The following is a 17,123-nucleotide window of genomic DNA, read 5'->3' as shown; positions in this document are numbered from 1 at the left end:
GCACTATGCCAGTCAGCACGGTCATGCTTCTCGCCAGCATTGGCGTAATTTCCCTGTTCTGTCAGTGGCTTGCCTGGCGAGTCCGAATGCCTGCCATTCTATTCCTGCTGGCCGGTGGCATTGCCGCCGGCCCAATGCTCGGTTTTCTGGCGCCAGAGGCGGTATTCGGCGAGCTGCTGTTTCCCGTCATATCCCTTGCCGTTGCGATCATTCTTTTTGAAGGCAGCCTGACTCTCCGCTACGAAGAAATCCGTGGCCACGGCAAAATGGTGCGTAACCTCATTCCCGTCGGCTCCTTCGTTACTTGCATCATCGGCACACTGACGGCCCGCTGGTTACTGGATGTATCCTGGCCCGTAGCACTCCTGTTCGGGGCAATATCCATTGTTACCGGGCCCACGGTCATCGCACCATTGCTACGTTCGGTGCGGCCGGATTCCAAGCTGGCCAACATACTGCGCTGGGAAGGCATTATCATCGACCCTGTCGGCGCACTGCTGGCGGTTCTGGTCTTTGAAGGCATCGTTTCCTGGGGACAGGGCAATGTCTTTGGCCACTCTGTCTATATATTTGGCAAGACCCTGATGGTGGGTTTCCTGATCGGCGCCATTGCTGGCTACCTGAATGGCGTCGTGCTCCGCAAACACTTTATCCCGCAATACCTGCATAATGCCGGCACCCTCACCTTCATGCTCGGTGTCTATGCCATTTCCAATGAAATTGCGCACGAATCCGGACTCCTGACTGTCACAATTATGGGAATCTGGATGGCGAACATGAAACAGGTGCCTATTGACAGCATTCTGGAATTCAAGGAATCCCTCAGTGTACTGCTGATCTCCGCACTATTTATCATCCTCGCCGCCCGGGTGGAATTTTCCGCCATTGCCGATCTGGGCTGGGGACTGGCTGTGGTCCTCGCCATACTGATGCTGATCGCACGCCCGCTGAGCATTTTTCTCTCCGCGATCGGCACTAACCTGAATTGGCGAGAGAAGCTCTTCCTGAGCTGGATAGCGCCCCGGGGCATTGTCGCAGCCGCCGTATCCGCGCTGTTTGCCTTCCAGCTGCAGAAACTGGGTTATGAAAGTGCCGGTGCGCTTGTGCCACTGGTGTTCATGCTGATCATTGCCACCGTCACCCTGCAGAGCCTGACCGCTCGCCCGCTTGCCCGTCTGCTCAAGGTCGCTGAGCCGGCGGAATTCGGCTTCCTGATTCTCGGCGCTAATCCGGTGGCCCGTATGATTGGCCTCGCCCTGAAAAAGCATGAAGTCCCGGTGACGCTGGCAGACACCAACTGGGAAAATGTACGTCAGGCTCGTATGGAAAACCTTCAGACCTACTTCGGTAACCCCGTGTCAGAGCATGCCTCCACCCACCTGGACCTGACCGGTATCGGCAACCTGCTGGTCATTTCGCCTTACAAGCATATGAACTCACTGGCCACCTATCACTTCCTGGACTGGTTCGGAAACAACTCCGTTTTCAGCCTCGTAGAAGGTGATCAGGATCAAAAGGCCCGTCATCAGACCGCTGAGAAGATCCAGATGACCCGGGGCCTGTTTGACGGTGTCAGCTACGCAAAACTGGCCAGCCTGGCCAGTCAGGGCTACACGGTAAAAACCACCCAGCTCAGTGAAGAGTTCAGCTACAAGAAATTCCTGGAAAAATACCAGCGCCAAGCCCTTGTGCTGTTTGTGTTTGACAGCAAGGGCTACGTCTCACCAGTACTGGAGATGGAAGGCATAAAACCCGAGAAGGACTGGGTGTTGATTAGTCTGGTCCCGCCTCAGGCCCCGAAAGAACGCAAGGAGAAGGACTCTCAGGAAACCCCCAGCGGGGAGGGCTCCGGTAAAAGCTCAGAGGAAAAAACGCAGAACAAGAGGAACCCGGGTTGAGGGGGAATACCCCTCAACCGCAGTCCAGAACCAGTTTGCCTCGGACGTGGCCACCTTCCAACAGTTCGTGGGCGTCCGCAACTTGCTCAAGCGGGAATGCCCGCTCAATATGGACCTTCACGTCGCCATCCTCAATCAGCTCGGCAATTTCATCCAGGTGGAAGACATCCGGGCGCACCGTCATGCCATGAGCTCTCAGGCCAAGGCCCTCGGCGGCACTGATAATCTCATCCGCGGTGACGGTAGGAATAGTCACCAGCACACCATGTTCACCCAACGTATGCAGTGACCGTTTTCCGGCCTTCCCACCGATCAGATCAAGCACTACGTCCAGCCCATAGCACTCCTCGGCAACATCGCTGGAGTGGTAATCAATCACTTCATGGACGCCAAGCTCGGCCAGAAAATCCCGGTTCGAGGCCGACGCCGTGGCAATCACATGGGCACCCCGTTCCAGTGCGAACTGTACCGCAAAGTGCCCGACACCGCCGGCACCGGCATGAATCAGTATCTTCTGGCCGGGTTCCAGCTTGGCCACCTCAAACAACGCCTGCCAGGCTGTAAGGGCGGCCAGCGGGAGAGCGCCGGCGGTAACCAGATCCAGCTCTTCGGGCACGATGGCAAGCTCATCAGCACCCGCGACGGCGAACTCGGCGTAGCTGCCGCCCGTAGCAGGAAAACCGATCATACCCATCACCCTGTCGCCCGGAGCGAGGGTAGTGACGTCATCGGCAACAGCAACAACCTCACCCGCCACATCATAGCCCGGGGTCCAGGGCAACGAATCTTCAATCTGCCGGGCCGCAAAACCAAGCCCTTTTCGTGTTTTCCAGTCAATGGGGTTCAATCCCGCACCGCGGACCCGGATAAGCACCTGGCCGGCTTGCGGCACGGGAATTTCCGAGCTGACCACCTGCAACACATCACGCTCGCCAAAACGATCATAGATAACATGACGCATAGAGGATTCGGTGGTCTGATCAACGGTATTTACCATGGCGGTCTCCGGACAACGGTTATAACGGGAAACGAACTTTCGTTCAGACTAGCAGAAGTTGGCGTTTTTAGTGACTCAATCGAAGTTGAGGCTCTTGCCACCAGCAACCACAGCACCTCCGAGTATTTCGGAAAACTCCTTCGGTGCCCGGGAGGGGCGCTGGGTTTTCATATTCACACAGGCGTGTGTCGAGATCGCTCTGACCAGTGTTTTGCCATCAGCCGGGCGAACCAGCTGAAACTGGCGGGATGAGCGAAGGCGGCCATCATAACCGGTCAGCCAGGTACCAAGAACCAGGCGGTCTCCGGCATTGGCGGAGGCAAGATAATCAATCTCGGTGCGGGTGATCGCCATCGCCTTGCCTGTGGTTTCATGCAACTGCCAGGTCATGCCCAGGCTTTCGATATGGGCCCAGCTGACATCCTCGAGCCAGCGCACGTACACCACATTATTGGCATGGCCAAGGCGGTCAGTGTCTTCATCACCCACCGTGATATCGATCACAAATGGATCCTGAAGGTCCCACTGGACGGCTTTATCGTCTGTCATGCGTCATCATCCCCGAGTCCCGGAATGGCCCGTAACGGTAGCCGCCCAATGCGATCGTTGTGAAGTGAGCCAAAGTACAAATAGCCACCGTGGGGGGTTACCGAGGTAATCTCCTTAAGATGGGTGCCACGGCTATCCTGAAGGCTGGTAATCATCTCCCCGTCGCGATCAAAGGCTACCACCAGGCCATACTCCTGCGGTTCAGGCTTGAGGCTGTCCGGCAATTTCGCCACCAGGTCCTTTAACCAGGGCCTGCGGTGCAAGGCGTCCACCTGTAGATTCCGCAGAGTGGGAAATGCAATCCAGTAACGCCCTTTGCTATCCACATCAAGGTTATCCGGGAAACCCGGCAGATTATCAGCGAACACTTCTGCCTGCCCTGCCTTGGGGCCATGAATCCAGTAACGAAGCGTCCGGTATTTCCAGGTTTCATTGACCAGTACGAAGTCGCCTTTCGGAGAAATCGCAACACCGTTGGCAAAGTGCAGGTTGCCGAGCAGGACCTCGGCTTTTCCGGTCTGGGGTGAATATCTCAGCAACCGGCCATGGGGACGCATTTCAAGCAGGTCCAGCCGGTATTTCGGCTGATGAAAACGGGAACTGGCGTCGGTGAAATAAATCTGGCCATCCGGAGCTATGTCGACATCATCCGTAAAGCGAAACGGAGTGCCCCTGGCTTCCCGGGCCAGAACTGACACCTTCTTGTCCGGTGAAATGGAAAGCAGCCCCTTCCAGGCATCCGCAACAATCAGGTTGCCTTCTCGGTCAAACACCATGCCCAACGGGCGCCCACCCGTCTTGAGCCAGGTCTCCAGCCGACCATCGGGAAACAGCCTGACAATACGACCGTCCTGAGTGCCCGCATACAGAACACCGTCCTTTCTGACAGCGGTGTCTTCGGGTCCGAAGACTTGCCCCCGGGCCAGAAGGTCCGCCAGCCTCAGTCTTTCATTAGGCGCCAGCACGCCGGTCATCGGGGGTGGAGAGGGCGGTTGCCATGCCTTGCTGTCAATGGGGGATGGTGTCAGCAGAAAACTCCCCAGCATGAAAAACAGGACCAGCGCTCCCACCATCAACCATTTCATAGACCATGCCCGCCTGTTTCATGTCTGTTGCATTTGTCTGCCATCGTTTAACCATAACAGACAGCGCACCAGCCTTGAAAACGTGGCTAATAGAGGCGGTTATTTTTCACCACTGAGAAAACGGCGACACAAGGCGGCAAAGGTGTCGGCCTTCTCCGCATGCAGCCAGTGCCCGGTATCCTGAATGATACGGAGCTCAGCCGCCGGGAACAGGCGCTGAATCTCATCCCGATGTTTTTCCTGGATATAGGCAGAATCCGCCCCCTTTAGAAACAGCACAGGGCCGTCAAAAGGTCCGCTGCCCTCGGGCGCATTGGCAAGGTCGGTGTAGCAGGCATCAATCGCCGGCAGATTCAGGCGCCAGCGGAACATTGGACTACCTTCAGTCTGCTCTTCCCGCGGCACCCGCTCAAGATTCTTCAGCAAAAACTGCCTGGTAGCAGGCATTTCCACAAATCCTGCCATCAGTCTGTCGGCATCCTGCCGCGAACTCACACCGCTCAGGTCAATGTCTTTCATGCCTTCAAGAATGGCATCGTGTCTCGCCTTGTAACTGACCGGCGCAATATCGGCCACGATGATTTTCTCCACACGCTCAGGAGCCTGCAGGGCAACCTGCATGGCCACCTTCCCGCCCATGGAGTGCCCCAGAATGCATGCCGTTTTGATGCCCTGGCTATCCATGTAGGCAATCACGTCCTCGGCCATCGACGGATAATCCATGGCGTCAGTATGGGGTGAACCGCCGTGATTGCGCTGATCAAGCGCATGAACCTGCCATTCATCCTGTAATCGGCGGGCAATACCGCCCAGGTTCTCAAGTGACCCGAACAGGCCATGCAACAGAATCAGTGGCGGCCCTTCGCCGGTAATTCGGTAGTTCAGCTCTACACTCATGGGCAAATAGTCTCCGGGTTGGCATCGTATTTTTCAGATCGGATACATTACCACTGCCAGCCACTCGAGCAAGTTCCGGCGGCATGGGACTTTTCCAGGGGCGAAAAAAAAACCGGGGATTGCCCGGCTTAAAGGTCATAGCTTCCAAGTCCGTCTGATCAGCAATAGAAAATGCTGCTCAGGTACTCTGCAAGCGCAATCACGTTTTTACGTTCATACTCGGTATGGGGTACAAAAATTTCCTGTTCCATTAGACACCTCCTGAAAAGGTCTTTCCATTGCTTCAAACTGATAACTTAATGCTATCGTTATTGGCATGACACACTGTTGACAGGTTGTCTCATCGGCTTGACATTTTGTATCAGTCTCCATGACAGCTTGTTAACCATCGGAATCAATACTGTGACTCCGGATCAGCCAGAAAACACGACAACACCGCTAGTTGCAGCCTCCAGCACCCTGGCTCTCGTGCATTATCTTGAGCGTCAGGGCGTGCTGGACCCGGCCCGTGTGGAGAAGATAATCGGGCTGGGCATGCCAGCTCTGACTGACCCCGATCGCCGGGTGCCCGCTGATGCCCATTACCGTTTATGGGAGTATGCAGAACAGGTAACCGGAGACCCCGGTGTTGGTTTGCATGCGGGTCAGGTGGTGGATCCGGAGCGAATGGGCCTGGTGGGGCATGTTTTCTTCAATTGCGACACGTTGGGAGAGGCGGTCACTCAATATGTACGACTGCATCGGCTGATCAACGAATCCGTGATCCTCAGCTTCGAGCAGATTGGCGAACAGGCTATCCTGGCCTGGCAGCCGGACAGCCCGGATCATTACTGTCGTCAGGACATGGACCGCACCCTTGCGACAGCACTGAGCCGGACCCGCCACTTCATTCACCCGACAATAAGGGCTGAATGGGCGGAAATCGCCCACCCGCGCCCAACCTATGCAGAGGAGTACGAAAAGTTGCTGGGAGGCCCGGTCCGGTTCGGATGTAACACAACGCGCCTTGCCTTTCCTAGCCGCCATCTCAGCCACCCCATTCCCCGACGAAATCCCTATGTCTATTCCGCTGTGCTCAAACAGGTCAACTCCGTTCTTGCGCGACTGCAGCCTCGCCGCGCGTTCAGCCGCAAGATTCGCCGTCTCATTTCCATGCAGTTGTCGACCGACCGGATCGACGCGGATAGCCTGGCAAAACAGTGCCACATGAGCCGACAGACCCTCTACCGGAAGCTGAAAAAGGAAGGGCTCAGTTTTCACGACCTGGTCGAGCAGGTACGCAAGGACAAGGCGCTGCGCTATGTCGCGGCTGATCAGTATGCACTGGGCGAGATAGCGTTCCTTCTGGGCTTTTCAGAACTGAGCGCGTTCAGCCGGGCCTTTAAGCGATGGACCGGCACTGCACCCGCCCAGTACCGGGACAGGCACTTTGCCCGGGAAGGAGACGACAGCAGAACCTCCCATGCCACGGAGGGAAAATCGTGATCAACGATCAGCTTTCACTGGTGGCGGTGGCCCTCGGCCTGTTTTACCTGGGAGCACTGGCATGTATTTTCCGCATTCTCCTCACCTACCGTACCGCCCAAGGTGCCATTGCCTGGATCGTCGGCCTGTTGGGCCTGCCCTACTTTGCCGTCCCACTGTTCCTGCTATTCGGCCGGCACCGGTTCGGGGGCTATGTCAAAGCGCGGCGGATGGGGGACGAGGCGCTGACCGATATCCTTAACCATTTTGAGCAGCAAACCACGTCTATTTCCGAGGTCGACAAGGAACGCTTCTCCGACGAGCTACAAGTACTGTGCAGGCTCGGTCGCCAACCCTTCACTGAAGGTAATCGCTGCACCCTGCTCCGGGACGGAGAAGCAACCTTTGATGCGCTGTTCGAGGCAATGGAAGATGCCACCAATTACATACTGATGGAGTTTTATATTGTCCGCTCGGATCGTGTCGGCCAGCGCATCAAATCGATCCTTGAGCGCAAGCTGGCCCAGGGAGTGGAGGTATGGTTTCTGTATGATGAAATCGGCAGCGTCTGGCTACCTCGAACCTATCTGAATCAGTTGTCTGCAGCGGGCGCCCGGGTGGCATCGTTTGGTAATGGCAATATCCGCAGGCGGCGATTTCAGATCAACTTCCGTAACCACCGGAAACTGCTGGTCTGCGATGGCAAGGTGGGATTTGTCGGCGGTATTAATCTGGGCGACGAATACCTGGGAATCGCTATGGACCAGGAACCCTGGCGAGACACCCACTGCCGTATCGAAGGGCCAGCGGTGACCGGCTTGCAACTGACCTGGCTCGAAGACTGGAACTGGGCCAGCAATGACAGTCCTGAGCTCGACTGGGCGCCCCGGAAGAATACGCCCGGAGATGACAGAGTCCTGATGCTGCCAACTGGCCCGGCAGATGACGGTGAAACCTGCGCGCTGTTCTTCCTGAACTGCATCAACAATGCTCGAAGCCGCGTATGGATTTCCTCTCCCTATTTCGTGCCGGATCTACAGATCATGAACGCCCTGCAGCTGGCCGCGCTCCGGGGCGTGGACGTACGCATTCTCATCCCGGAAAAATCAGACAGCCTTTTGATCAATCTCGCCGCGTATTCCTACACGGTTCAGGCCTGCAAGGCTGGCATCCAGATCTACCGGTATCAGCCGGGATTCATGCACCAGAAAGTCGTCCTGGTAGACAATCGCTACGCCGCCGTTGGCACGGCCAATCTCGACAACCGTTCAATGCGCCTCAATTTCGAGATTACCGCTGTCAGTACTGCGCCACACTTCGTCACCAGTGTGGAGTCCATGCTGGAGGAAGATCTTGACAGCTCCCGGCTGATGACTGAAGGCGACTACCAGGACCGCTCTATACTGTTCCGGCTGAGCTGCCGTGCCGTTCGCCTGCTCGCCCCCTTGCTCTGACTGACACTGGTTTCAGCGGGCAGGAATGTGCGAGTATGCTTTCACAAACCGGCCAGTATGCAGTAGCGACATACAAACATGAATGCGTTCAAGCCCAGAGAAACCCTGACAGAACAGGTTGCTCGCCACATTGAGAACCTGATTGCCTTTGGCCAGATCCGCTCGGGTGAGCGCATCTATGAGGGTGCCATGGCCAAACAGATGGACGTCAGTCATGGCTCGATTCGTGAAGGTTTACTGCTACTGGAAAAGCGGCACCTGGTTCGCAACGTACCCCGCAAGGGTGCGTTCGTGACCCCGCTCGATGAATACTTCGTCCGCAGCCTTTATGAAACCCTGGAACTCTATCTGACCCACACCGGCCGCAAGCTCGTGCAGTTATGGCAGCCCGCCGATATGGAGCGGCTGGAATCACTGTATGACCGGATGAGTGCCTGTTTCGAGAAAAATGACCTGATGGCCTTCCTGGAACTGGGCATTGAATACACCCAGGCGTCCATCGCTTACGCAGACAACTACTTCATTACCTCAGCCATTGACGACCTCTGGCCTTCCGCCAAGCGTTGCGCCTTTGTCGCCTTCCAGAGGGGCGGCAATCAGATTCTTGAAGACAACCTGGCGCACATGCGGGAATCCATACAGGCCATCAAGGACCGTGACGAGAAGCGACTCGCCGACATACTGCACCGGTATGCACTGCAGCAATGTCAGCAGGTTCTGAACGCCATGGATTCAGGCACTCGAACCTGAGCCTGAAGTGTCAGTAAAACAGCTGGGTGAATGAGAACCCTATATTCAGGTAAGCCGTCCAATTGTCTTTGTTATTGTAGGCAGTCGCTACCTGTACCGGGCCCAGGAAGGTATCAACACCTGCGAATACACTCCAGGACCGGACCGAGCTGTTCCAGCTTGCCTGGTCCAGAGAATCCCACGCATTACCCACTTCCAGGCCCATCCCCGCGAACCACGGAACCAGCGGCCCACCAAAGGCCTGACTGGCATACACCGCTCCCATTAATGCGTTGTCCCCCGTAATCTGCCCCGGCGCGAAGGCAGACAAACGCCGGAATCCCCCGAGACGAACCGCATTTTCAATACCTGGCTCACCCCGGGTTACCGCATCGGCATAAAGCAAACCGGTCATATTAAAGCCCTGCCACGTTCGGGTTCCCAGCGCCATACCGGTGATTGAATCAAAGTGACGGTCAGAACCGAGGTCTTCGCGTTCCAGTCGCCCCCGCAATCCCCAAAAAGCCCCTTGCCGCGGGAAAAAAGCATCATCCAGTGAATCGTGCACCAACTGGAGAGCCAAGCCCCCTTGATGGATGGAATCGTCAGGCGCCACCGGTGGCCCAACCTGCTCCTCGACTGTGGCATAACCCCGGGTGTATTTGAGACGAACCTCGGCAACGCTGCCCAGTTCAATACCAAGTGCGAGATCCGCCTTGCGAAAGGTTACATCTACCTCGGAAATACGGGTTTCGCCACCGTCGTAAACACTGAATGTATCCCGACTGTACTCGCTACCGATTACCATGAACCTCTGGTAGCCATAGTCCAATGGCTGGTACCACTGGGTCCGGACCCAGGGTTCGGTACCCAGCTGAATACCGGTCTGCCATTCACCACCAAGCGCGTTGAGCTCGGTCATCCGTAGGGATGAAGCAATGTTGAAACGGGTTTCACCATCGAAGTTATCTTCGTAGTTGAGGCCAAAAGACAGATAATTGGGTCCCCAGCTTTTTTCCTGGACCCGAATGATCAGCACCGTTTCATCTTGCGAGGGTGAAAGCGAATAGGACACAGTCTCATAGTAACCAAGACCATAAATTCGCTTGAGATCAGCCTCAAGCACTTCGACATCGAGTGGCGCACCAGGTTGCTGCTGTATCCGCTCACGCAGAAACTCGCTCGCCAGCTTACTGCCCTGATCAATTTCTATGCGCGCAATCGGGCCGACAGTATAGTTACGCGACGCCATTGCCGCTTTGTAGCCCGTCCACGCCGTTCGGGAGACCGCCAACTGGCTCAGCTCCGTGGCGTGATTCCGGGCGGCGGTAGCGCCCAGCTCGAACAATGCCGCGGCATTGTAGAAATCTGCGGAACTGTAGCCCTCAAGATCGGGACGGATCAGCACATCCTCATCCCCGAGCAAACCCAACTGCACCTCCGTATTGCGTCGGGTCATGATCGTGGTCAGTTGACCCACAACAGAGAACGCTTCCCTCAGCTCATCGGTTTCCAGCAGCGAATCGGTAATATCAACAGCGATGATGATATCGGCACCCATCTCACGGGCCACACTAACGGGCAGATTGTTCGCGACGCCGCCATCCACCAGCAAGTGGCCGTCTCGCTCAACCGGGGCATAAACCCCTGGAATACTCATGCTGGCACGAATCGCTTCAGCGAGATTGCCCGTGCCCATTACCACCGGCTCACCGGTTTCAAGATCGGTCGCTACTGCCCGGAACGGCACGGCGAGACGATCAAAGTCCTCCACCAGGGCAGCGTTATGCGTGAGCTCGTTAAGAATAAAGCCGAGGTTCTGGCCGGCAATGATGCCGCCACCCACATGCAAACCATCAGAGCGGACGCCAATACCGGGAATGACCGGGAAGCGCCACTCGTTCTGCTTGCGACGGACTGGCTTATAAACCCTGCCCGGGTCATCCCGGAAGCTGGATAGCCAGTCCATCTCGATAAATCGGCGTTCTATTTCACTGACCGGCATGCCGGATGCGTAGAGCGCTCCGACGGCAGAGCCGGCACTGGTGCCCACCACCACGTCCACCGGAATGTTCATTTCCTCAAGGACGCGGATAACGCCGACGTGGGCCATACCCTTGGCTCCGCCACCACTGAGGACCAGACCAACTTTCGGCCGCTCCGCGGCGAAAACAGGCGCCACCCCCAGCAATCCCGCCAGGATGAGAAAAAGGAGGACAGGTTTCAAGCAGGCCGAATCCTTGTAGTGTGAACGGGATTATTTCCTGCCGGATGAATCGTCGTCCGCCAGGGAAAGGTGAGATACATCCGGCACCATCGGTGGCGGCAGATCCCGCTCAACACCCAGATCACTGCCGGCCGGCGCCAGCGTCCAGTCATCAAGATGCTGGAACATGGGCGCGTCGACATCGGTATGTTCAACCAGAGTCACTCCCACCGGATCGAGACTGAGACTGGATCCCGAGAGGATGTCGTCCACCTTCTCACCGGCGACCTGCAAACGATCTCCAGGCTCGGTCCTGGGCTCCTGACCTCGAGACGGTGCTGCGGCAGCCTTCTCAGGCTGTGGCTCCGCTACAGGCACTGAGGCCGGTTTCCGGGATGGCTGTTGCGGGGCGGATGCTCCGGCACCAGCAGAAGCGCCCGGCATGGGCTGGACATAGGCCAGCATGCCATGTTTTTTCAGCACGGCCCGATATTTCTCGGCCTGAGCCTCTTCCAGCTTATTTCGAATAACAACCGGCTGGCCGCTAAACATTCGATCCACCTGTTCAATACTGGCCTTGAACAGGGTCCGGGCATTATTGCGTGCAGCTTCCAGATCCGTGCCGGGCGCACACTCTCCCTTAAAGACAAGCTGAAACATGGGCCATCCTCCTACTGACGGTTTTAATCATATGATAGTTGATGGAGGCGCTCTCCGGCAGCCCCAGGGCATAGTCGTCAACTCATCAGAACTGCAAACAATTGAAAAATCCGTGTCCGACATCACGCAAAATCCGAGAGACTCTGCGATAATCAACGGTAACCTAAGATTACATTTCGTTACATTGAGTCCGGGACGTCACCAGGGAGTGGCCTTCATGAGCATCCAGTCTTCCATTCGCATCGCTGTCGCATCGCTCTTGCTTTCGGCTTCGGGTGCCCAGGCAGAAAACCTGGACATCCTGATGAGCCAGGTTTTCCCGCAGGGACAGGCGACCTATATTGGATACCAGAGCGTTGAGCGTGAAGACATTCCGGTTACCTCAGTCGTGGACCGCAAGTATCTGATTGTAGACTTCCGCTTTGATGCACGACAGCCTCCGGTCGAACAACTGCAGGCCAGCGTCCACAAGGTCTGCATGACACTCCTGAAAGATCACGAGCTGGTGCGCCACCTCTCTGACTCCGGCTACGACATGGTGTCCGTAGCCTTTGATCGCCGATCGCAGTTCGACTGCCTTTAAGCCTGCCCCCCTAGTCCTGACGTCCCAACAGTTTGGGGAAAGCTTCCAGCGCACTGTTGACCGCATCAAGGTTGAACGCCTCAACGTCCGCCAGTAATTTCTCACCGTAACGAGTGACTGAGCCGGAGCGATATCGCGTTCCCCAGGCCAGCACTCGCCGGGCGAAGTCTTTCATCTGCTCCGGGTCGCCGCTTTCCCGCACTGTTTTCCATTCACTGCCAAAGTCAGACGCCAGTTGCTCACGCAGCCAGCCACGCTCCTGCATGCTCAGGGTCTGTGCCAGCAGTCTATCGGCCTCTTTCGGCTCGCCTTCATACTCGGCCCGCTCCCCGGTCGCCTCCACGTCAGGCAATACGACGGTAAACACTGACCCCGCCCCGGGTTCACTTTCCAATTCCAGCTCTCCTCCCATCATCCGGGCCAGTTTTCGACTGATCGCAAGGCCAAGGCCGGTACCGCCATAACGACGGGTATTCTGGCCTTCCTGTTGCTCAAAGGCATCAAAGATGCGTTCACGCTGATCAGGAGGAATACCAATTCCGGTATCCTTAACGGTTACGAGGAGCTGGTAATGCTGACGGTCAGCATTGTCCCCACGGCTACCTTTATCGCCTTCCCGGGATTTCAGGGGAGTGGCTGTCGCCCTGACGGTTACCCCGCCTTGATGGGTAAACTTGATCGCATTACCCACGAGATTGAACAATACCTGCCGTAAACGGGTTTCATCGAGCATCATCGCAGCCGGCATTTTCGAATCGACGCTCACCTCCAGTGATATCTCCTGCTCCCTGGCCCTCAGGTCGAAGATGTGGCGCACGTCGTCAAGCACCCGGCGAACGGAAACAGCGGAGTAGTCCAGACGCATTTTCCCGGCCTCGATCCGGGAAAGATCCAGAATGTCGTTGATCAGCATAAGCAAACTTCGGCTGCCCGCGCGGATCGCATCCAGATAGGTGCGCTGCTGCGGGTCAGTAACACTCTTGCTTAGCAAGTCGCTGTAACCGATCACCGCATTCATCGGTGTCCGTATTTCATGGGACATGTTGGCAAGGAATTCACTCTTTGCCAGATTTGCGGTTTCAGCCCCCCGGGCCAGGCGCTCCGCTTCCAGCTTGGCAGCCCGCAGTTCGTCCTCACTCCGACGCAGGGCATTTTCAGAACGGATACGTTCATCCACTTCCCGTGACAACTTACGGTTCCAGTACAGGAAGATGAGCACAACCAGAATGGCGATCAGTACTACCCGGCGCACCACTGTGTAGTCGGTTTCCTGCTCGATATCCAGGTGGATCCAGCGGTTGTAGATGGCTTCGGTCTCGGTTGCATCCAGACTACTCAATGCCTTGTTCAGAATCCGGTGCAACTCCGGGTTATCCTTCCGCACCGCGAGTCTCAGGTCATATTGGTACGGTGTAATACTGGTGATTCGCAAATTCGACAGCCCCAGCCGCGCCACGGTATAGCTGACAGCGGGAATGTGAGTCACCATCACGTCAAGGTCACCGTTGGACAGGGCCAGCAGCCCCTCCTCGACAGTGTCCACAGGATAGAGGTCCAGATTCGGGTGGTTAATCAGAAGGTAATCGTGGGCGGCATGGCGATTGACAACGCCAACCTTCTCGGTGCGCAACTCTCTCAGGTCACCGATAAAGCGACCGTCATCCCGAATTGCGAGCGCGATGGGCACAGTCAGGTAGGCTCGGGTGAAGAGAAAATCATTTTCTGTTCGCGGAGTCCGTGACAACCCCGGAAGAATATCAACCTCACCTGCCTTTAACTGCCCCTCAGCTTCGATCCGGTCTTTCAGAATCGTTCTGTTAAAGCGGACCTCGAGCTGCGATTCCAGGCGGGTAATCAGATCCGGCGCCAGCCCCGTGGGTCGACCGTCCTGGGCATATTCAAAAGGAGGCCAGTCGGAACGAAAGGCGACACGCAGGTTCGGGTGCCGCTTGAGCCAATCCAGATCAGATGAGGACAGTTCCAGCCCGCTGCGTTCAAGTGCCGGCAGGTCTGCCTTAAGCCAGGATTGCCGTATTACGCGGTGCTCATTGTGACTGATCGACGCCACCGCCTTGTCCATCACGCGGTAAAGGAGGTCATTATCAACGTCGACCTGCAGGACAACGTCCACGGTCTTCTGGTCCAGCAAAACCGAGAGTCCGATACCCTTTATCATGGCTGACTGCAGGTAATCGGAAACGACAGGCACCGGTCCCAGGAAGGCATCGGCCTGACCCGAGAGCACACTGCTCACTGCTTCGCCAAAGCTGTCTACTGGCACCGGTGTAAAACTCTCGACCGGTTCCAGCATGGGAAATTGATTGGGGTCCTCTTTAACGACCGCAATGCTTCCGCCTTCGAGGTCGGATAACGACCGGATCGCGGCATCACCCGCGCTGACAAACAAACCATACGTCAGCGACATCAAGGGTTCGGTATAACGTTTGCCCGGAGTCACCCGCGCTCCGGGCATGCGGGTGGTAAGCATGGCTTCCGGCGCAGGCTCTGATTGCCCGGCCTCACTACCCAGTTTCACCGGCTCTACAGGGACGCCCAGTTTGTCTGAGAGGCGCGCGAGATAATCGATATAGGTGCCCGCCAGAGTACCGTCACCGGTATCAAATATGAGCGGTACCTGGCCAACCTGCACCCCCACGCGGAACCGTTCCTGCTGTGCAAGCCACGTCAATTCTCCACTACCAAGAATCGGAGCCGGAGATGACTGGGGGGGATCGGCCCTCAGCGGGGCTTGAAAAAAAGCCAACAGACAGAATAGTAGAGTCGGAAGGGTGACCTTCACTGGATATCCTCAAGGGTTCCGCTACATTTCAGGGAACAATACCTGCAAACGAACATGATTTCATTCGGGAGAACCGCATCTATGGACACCAGCAAGCACACGCTCAGTACCCTTTTCGAACAGATGGGGCTGGCTGCCGATGAAAAAAGTATTGAAGATTTTGTCGCCAGATATTCGCCGTTACCGCGTGAAATCGCACTTCAGGACGCGCCATTCTGGTCAGAGAGCCAGTCACATTTTCTGGAAGAAGGTCTCGAAGAAGACAGCGACTGGGCCGAGATCATCGACGAACTTGACGCGCGCATGCGTCACTGATCTGGCGCGCCCGCGTCAATCTGGACGCAGTTCCGACCGCCGTCCTTGGCCAGATAAAGGGCGCGGTCTGATCTCTCGAAAACCGAATCTTCAGAATCTCCCGGTGCAAACCCCGCCAATCCCACAGAGAAGGTGACCATCACAGGCTCACCGCTAAAATGGAACGGCAGGTTGCTGATATGATGCCTGAGCTTGTCCATGACAGCCTGGGCATCTTCCGGCGAGGTTTCAGGGAACAGAAGCACAAACTCTTCCCCACCATAGCGGGCAATAAAGTCAGTATTCCGCAGCCTTTCCCTTAATTCCCTGGCAATCAGCTGTAGTACCCGATCTCCTGCCTTATGGCCGTAGGAATCGTTAACCCTCTTAAAATAATCAATATCCAGCAGACCGATGGTCAGCGGATGCTGGTAGCGCTGCCAACGATTACATTCAAAGGAAAGGCGTTCCTGCCAGGCTTCCCGATTCGGCAATTGCGTCAGCAGGTCGGTCATCGCCCGCTGACGTTCGCGAAGCACCTGGCCCTGCATCTGCTCAGAATGAGCCTCCATGGCCGCAATTTTTTCCTGCATGGCAGCCAACTGCTCTGAAAGGGCCTTTTCCCGTTCGGTCTCCTGAACATGAAATCGACCCACAGCATCGCCAATGGACTCCAGATGCCGACTGACGGATTGCTTTAACTCTTGCAGATCGTCACTGGCCTGGATATCCAGCCCAACCCGCTCCAACCCTTCCCGAATCTCTCGATCCAGGCTTTCCGTCGCATCGAGACGACCGGACTGCGCCGAGGACTGGTCAGAGAAGTGCTCGCGAAGTACCTCGAGCCGCTCATCGAGCCGCTTTAAAAACGCCTCGAACTCTCGCTGACTGCGCGTGATGGCCGCGATCACCAGTTCAGCAACGTGATTCAGGCCTTCCCGAAGCACCTTCCAGTCATTGCTGGACAGCAGTACCTGCTGAAGCCCCCGGGCACGGGTTTCTGCCGCAGGCTCCAGAGTAACCTGATTCAGCATCTGACCAAGGAGCTGGCCAACGCGCCGGGCAATTCTCAGGCGCTGCGTGTTGTCCTCAATATCCCGTTCATCGCCCGGCACCGCCGACTCATTCTGGTGGCTGACGAAATCCGATGACGGAGCCTCTTCCTGTCGCCCCCTGTCAGCGGAGGAGGGCCGCTCATCAAGCAGCGTCACCTGCCGATCAATCTGTTCCTGTAATTCCCGCCAGGCGTCCACGTTTACTTTTTTCTTGCGAAGATCCTTTCGGACACGGGCAAGAAGGCGGTCGAGTTCCGGGGTCTGCCCTTCCGAAGCGAGGCTTGTGCGCACCAGCATCCGCTCAAGAGTGTTGCGCTCAGCCTTCCACTCCTGTTCCCGATTATCTGCAGACTCAAGCTCCTGAAGGTATTTTTCCTTCCAGGACTGACCCGATGCCATGGAGCGTTCCCGTATTGCCCTTGGTAACCACATACTGGTCTGAGACTTCCTTA

General features: G+C 56.5%; 14 protein-coding genes. 6 read left to right on the top strand and 8 right to left on the bottom strand.

Annotated features, from left to right (window positions below; genetic code table 11):
• Nucleotides 1–5 precede the first annotated feature (5 nt).
• Nucleotides 6–1,898 (top strand): cation:proton antiporter, encoded by a 1,893-nt coding sequence (locus KFJ24_RS17590; protein WP_250832433.1) that lies wholly within the window; start codon nucleotides 6–8, stop codon nucleotides 1,896–1,898.
• Nucleotides 1,899–1,911: 13 nt separating this feature from the next.
• Here KFJ24_RS17590 and KFJ24_RS17585 read toward each other — a convergent pair whose 3' ends face one another.
• The 4 genes from KFJ24_RS17585 to KFJ24_RS17570 form a co-directional block, all read right to left on the bottom strand.
• Nucleotides 1,912–2,895 carry an NADP-dependent oxidoreductase gene (locus tag KFJ24_RS17585; protein ID WP_250832432.1) on the bottom strand — a complete coding sequence of 328 codons (984 nt, stop codon included), beginning with the start codon at nucleotides 2,893–2,895 and terminating at the stop codon, nucleotides 1,912–1,914.
• Between the two features lie 75 nt (nucleotides 2,896–2,970).
• The gene (locus tag KFJ24_RS17580; RefSeq protein WP_250832431.1) at nucleotides 2,971–3,444 is read right to left on the bottom strand and encodes an acyl-CoA thioesterase; all 474 of its coding nucleotides are present in this window, start codon (nucleotides 3,442–3,444) and stop codon (nucleotides 2,971–2,973) included.
• Nucleotides 3,441–4,529: an SMP-30/gluconolactonase/LRE family protein gene (locus KFJ24_RS17575; protein WP_250832430.1), complete on the bottom strand. Its 1,089-nt coding sequence runs from the start codon at nucleotides 4,527–4,529 to the stop codon at nucleotides 3,441–3,443. Before KFJ24_RS17575 ends, KFJ24_RS17580 begins: the two co-directional genes overlap by 4 nt.
• A 99-nt stretch (nucleotides 4,530–4,628) precedes the next feature.
• Complete coding sequence (locus tag KFJ24_RS17570; RefSeq protein ID WP_250832429.1) at nucleotides 4,629–5,426, bottom strand: alpha/beta fold hydrolase; 798 nt, start codon at nucleotides 5,424–5,426, stop codon at nucleotides 4,629–4,631.
• Between the two features lie 393 nt (nucleotides 5,427–5,819).
• On the opposite strand from KFJ24_RS17570, the gene KFJ24_RS17565 reads away from it, so the two are divergent.
• The 3 genes from KFJ24_RS17565 (at nucleotide 5,820) to KFJ24_RS17555 (ending at nucleotide 9,094) form a co-directional block, all read left to right on the top strand.
• Nucleotides 5,820–6,911 carry an AraC family transcriptional regulator gene (locus tag KFJ24_RS17565; RefSeq protein ID WP_434968042.1) on the top strand — a complete coding sequence of 364 codons (1,092 nt, stop codon included), beginning with the start codon at nucleotides 5,820–5,822 and terminating at the stop codon, nucleotides 6,909–6,911.
• A complete protein-coding gene (gene cls / locus KFJ24_RS17560) occupies nucleotides 6,908–8,344 on the top strand; it encodes a cardiolipin synthase (RefSeq protein WP_250832427.1) in 1,437 nt (478 codons plus the stop codon). Before KFJ24_RS17565 ends, cls begins: the two co-directional genes overlap by 4 nt.
• Before the next feature lie 78 nt (nucleotides 8,345–8,422).
• Nucleotides 8,423–9,094, top strand: a complete 672-nt coding sequence (locus KFJ24_RS17555; RefSeq protein WP_250832426.1) for a GntR family transcriptional regulator — start codon at nucleotides 8,423–8,425, stop codon at nucleotides 9,092–9,094.
• Nucleotides 9,095–9,104: 10 nt separating this feature from the next.
• On the opposite strand, the gene KFJ24_RS17550 is transcribed toward KFJ24_RS17555, so the two are convergent.
• Together KFJ24_RS17550 and KFJ24_RS17545 are read right to left on the bottom strand one after the other, a co-directional pair.
• The gene (locus tag KFJ24_RS17550) at nucleotides 9,105–11,186 is read right to left on the bottom strand and encodes a patatin-like phospholipase family protein (protein ID WP_250832695.1); all 2,082 of its coding nucleotides are present in this window, start codon (nucleotides 11,184–11,186) and stop codon (nucleotides 9,105–9,107) included.
• 144 nt (nucleotides 11,187–11,330) lie between these two features.
• Nucleotides 11,331–11,939, bottom strand: coding sequence for a hypothetical protein (locus tag KFJ24_RS17545; protein ID WP_250832425.1), 609 nt, complete (start codon nucleotides 11,937–11,939; stop codon nucleotides 11,331–11,333).
• 217 nt (nucleotides 11,940–12,156) lie between these two features.
• Between KFJ24_RS17545 and KFJ24_RS17540 the strand changes: the two genes are divergently transcribed.
• Nucleotides 12,157–12,522 (top strand): hypothetical protein, encoded by a 366-nt coding sequence (locus tag KFJ24_RS17540; protein WP_250832424.1) that lies wholly within the window; start codon nucleotides 12,157–12,159, stop codon nucleotides 12,520–12,522.
• 10 nt (nucleotides 12,523–12,532) lie between these two features.
• On the opposite strand, the gene KFJ24_RS17535 is transcribed toward KFJ24_RS17540, so the two are convergent.
• Nucleotides 12,533–15,322, bottom strand: coding sequence for an ATP-binding protein (locus tag KFJ24_RS17535; protein ID WP_434968027.1), 2,790 nt, complete (start codon nucleotides 15,320–15,322; stop codon nucleotides 12,533–12,535).
• A gap of 81 nt (nucleotides 15,323–15,403) precedes the next feature.
• Between KFJ24_RS17535 and KFJ24_RS17530 the strand changes: the two genes are divergently transcribed.
• Nucleotides 15,404–15,637 (top strand): DUF2789 domain-containing protein, encoded by a 234-nt coding sequence (locus KFJ24_RS17530; RefSeq protein WP_250832423.1) that lies wholly within the window; start codon nucleotides 15,404–15,406, stop codon nucleotides 15,635–15,637.
• Here KFJ24_RS17530 and KFJ24_RS17525 read toward each other — a convergent pair.
• Nucleotides 15,631–17,070 (bottom strand): GGDEF domain-containing protein, encoded by a 1,440-nt coding sequence (locus KFJ24_RS17525; RefSeq protein ID WP_250832422.1) that lies wholly within the window; start codon nucleotides 17,068–17,070, stop codon nucleotides 15,631–15,633. The two genes, KFJ24_RS17530 and KFJ24_RS17525, sit on opposite strands and share 7 nt — an antisense overlap.
• Nucleotides 17,071–17,123 lie beyond the last annotated feature (53 nt).

Source organism: Marinobacter sediminum, from assembly GCF_023657445.1.
Lineage (GTDB): Bacteria > Pseudomonadota > Gammaproteobacteria > Pseudomonadales > Oleiphilaceae > Marinobacter > Marinobacter sediminum_A.
The sequence above is the reverse complement of the archived record's forward strand: the minus strand, read 5'-3'. Positions and strand labels throughout refer to the sequence as shown.

Coding starts and splice junctions, on each gene's coding strand:
- KFJ24_RS17590 (WP_250832433.1), top strand. CDS start 6: ATGCCAGTCAGCACGGTCATGCTTCTCGCCAGCATTGGCGTAATTTCC.
- KFJ24_RS17585 (WP_250832432.1), bottom strand. CDS start 2,895: ATGGTAAATACCGTTGATCAGACCACCGAATCCTCTATGCGTCATGTT.
- KFJ24_RS17580 (WP_250832431.1), bottom strand. CDS start 3,444: ATGACAGACGATAAAGCCGTCCAGTGGGACCTTCAGGATCCATTTGTG.
- KFJ24_RS17575 (WP_250832430.1), bottom strand. CDS start 4,529: ATGAAATGGTTGATGGTGGGAGCGCTGGTCCTGTTTTTCATGCTGGGG.
- KFJ24_RS17570 (WP_250832429.1), bottom strand. CDS start 5,426: ATGAGTGTAGAGCTGAACTACCGAATTACCGGCGAAGGGCCGCCACTG.
- KFJ24_RS17555 (WP_250832426.1), top strand. CDS start 8,423: ATGAATGCGTTCAAGCCCAGAGAAACCCTGACAGAACAGGTTGCTCGC.
- KFJ24_RS17550 (WP_250832695.1), bottom strand. CDS start 11,186: ATGGCCCACGTCGGCGTTATCCGCGTCCTTGAGGAAATGAACATTCCG.
- KFJ24_RS17545 (WP_250832425.1), bottom strand. CDS start 11,939: ATGTTTCAGCTTGTCTTTAAGGGAGAGTGTGCGCCCGGCACGGATCTG.
- KFJ24_RS17540 (WP_250832424.1), top strand. CDS start 12,157: ATGAGCATCCAGTCTTCCATTCGCATCGCTGTCGCATCGCTCTTGCTT.
- KFJ24_RS17530 (WP_250832423.1), top strand. CDS start 15,404: ATGGACACCAGCAAGCACACGCTCAGTACCCTTTTCGAACAGATGGGG.
- KFJ24_RS17525 (WP_250832422.1), bottom strand. CDS start 17,070: ATGGCATCGGGTCAGTCCTGGAAGGAAAAATACCTTCAGGAGCTTGAG.